Source organism: Globicatella sanguinis NBRC 15551, from assembly GCF_001552295.1.
Lineage (GTDB): Bacteria > Bacillota > Bacilli > Lactobacillales > Aerococcaceae > Globicatella > Globicatella sanguinis.
In genome coordinates this window covers 1-1,634 of record NZ_BCQX01000202.1, presented here as the reverse complement: position 1 = coordinate 1,634, position 1,634 = coordinate 1, and the positions used below count along the sequence as shown (strand labels likewise).

Below are 1,634 nucleotides of genomic sequence, written 5' to 3'. Positions count from 1 at the left end.
AATCAAAAAAAATTAAAATAAAACGCTTAAAATCGGATATTCTTGCCTGAAAAAATTTTTAATCCGCTTTTAAGGGATAATACTAGCATTATTTTCTAAAATTTAATATAATGGAAACATAAACAAATAGTGAGTGCTTACTATTTAAGATTCATAATATAAGCGAGGAATTGATGTGTATTTGTTTATTAAAATATCACTCTATTATCGATTAAATAAATAGATTAATAGAAAAAAAGGAGAGACCAACATGGAAGATAAGGATAAAAAAGTAGTCAATGGCAACATGCCATTAAGCGAAGCAGAGGTCAAAGAACGAGCTAGCGAAGTTGATCGTATTATTATAGATGACGATGACAAAGATGACAATCGACCAAAATATAATCGATACAACACCGAGGGCATTCACCATACTAGAAGCAACTTCCATGATTTGGAAGTTGAAAAAGCCGGTGTCAATTTATCGTGGCGATCAATTTTTGCTGGTTTATTAACATTTTTAGCGTTAAGCATACTATTTTCATTAATTTCTACTTCAATCGGATTAGGCGTTACTGACTTAACCGCAACCAACCCTCTTGAAGGTGTGGGAACTGGTTTGATAATTTGGACGATTATTTCATTTATCATTTCACTATGTGCGGGTGGATATGTTGCAGGATTTACAGCTAATCGTGCGGGTGCCATGCATGGTTTCCTTACATGGGCTATTGGATTAGTCGCTGCATTATACATTGCTACTTCAGCTCTTGGTTCTGCATTTAATACGATTGGTTCATTATTAGGCGTTGCTGGTAATTCGATTACTAATGTGGCAACTACAGCTGGTAAAGTAACTGCCGACTTATCACAAGAAGCATTTGATACGATTACTAGTAATTTACAATTAGATACGACTGATTTAGACAAAGAAGTTCAAGATGCATTAGTTGCCTCTGAAATTCCAGAATTGCAACCAAATTTTTTACAATCACAATTAGATGATACCGTAACCGATATTCAAGATGCTGCAAAAGCTATTGTTGTCGATGGTAAAGATGCTGGGACTGAATTAGAAGGTGTCTATGCCGCCATTGAAGAACGATTAACATCAATCGGCGAGGGATTAGATGAAGAAAAATTATCTAATGCCATTGCCGAAAATACCGACTTATCTGAACAAGAAGCGGCTGAAGCGGTTGAAAATATCAAAACTTCATATGCTGAAGCACAAGAAAATGCTAAAAAATTATTAAATGATGCCGAAACTCAATTAAATGAGTTAGTAACTAAGGTTGAAGACACATCAGAAGAAGTTGTCGAAACAACTAATGAGGTAATGAATGAAACATCTAAATATTCTATTATCGCCTTCATCAGTCTTGCAATTGCAGCAGCTTTATCAACATTAGCTGGTAAAAAAGGTGCTGAGGCCGGTACTCATGCATTAGATGGCGCGACAGAAGTTGATGAAGTTACGGATTATAACTAAGAGAGTTTCAAAGAAATTTGATTTATTCTAGGAAGAAAATAGAATTTACAAACAAATAGACTAAGCAGTAATCATTGCTTAGTCTATTTGTTTGTCTCAAAAATTAAAATACTTAAATTTAAAATTATTGCTTTACTAAAGTAAAGGGAGTGGGCAAGAAGTA

Annotated in this window: 1 protein-coding gene; it reads left to right on the top strand. The window is 34.2% G+C overall.

What is annotated here, in order from left to right:
* The first annotated feature begins 250 nt into the window (after positions 1 to 250).
* A complete protein-coding gene (locus tag GSA01S_RS10085) occupies positions 251 to 1,471 on the top strand; it encodes a coiled-coil domain-containing 22 family protein (protein ID WP_066127239.1) in 1,221 nt (406 codons plus the stop codon).
* The last annotated feature ends 163 nt before the right edge of the window (positions 1,472 to 1,634 follow it).

Excerpts from the sequence above, each read along its gene's own strand:
- GSA01S_RS10085 (WP_066127239.1), top strand. The coding sequence starts at position 251 with ATGGAAGATAAGGATAAAAAAGTAGTCAATGGCAACATGCCATTAAGC.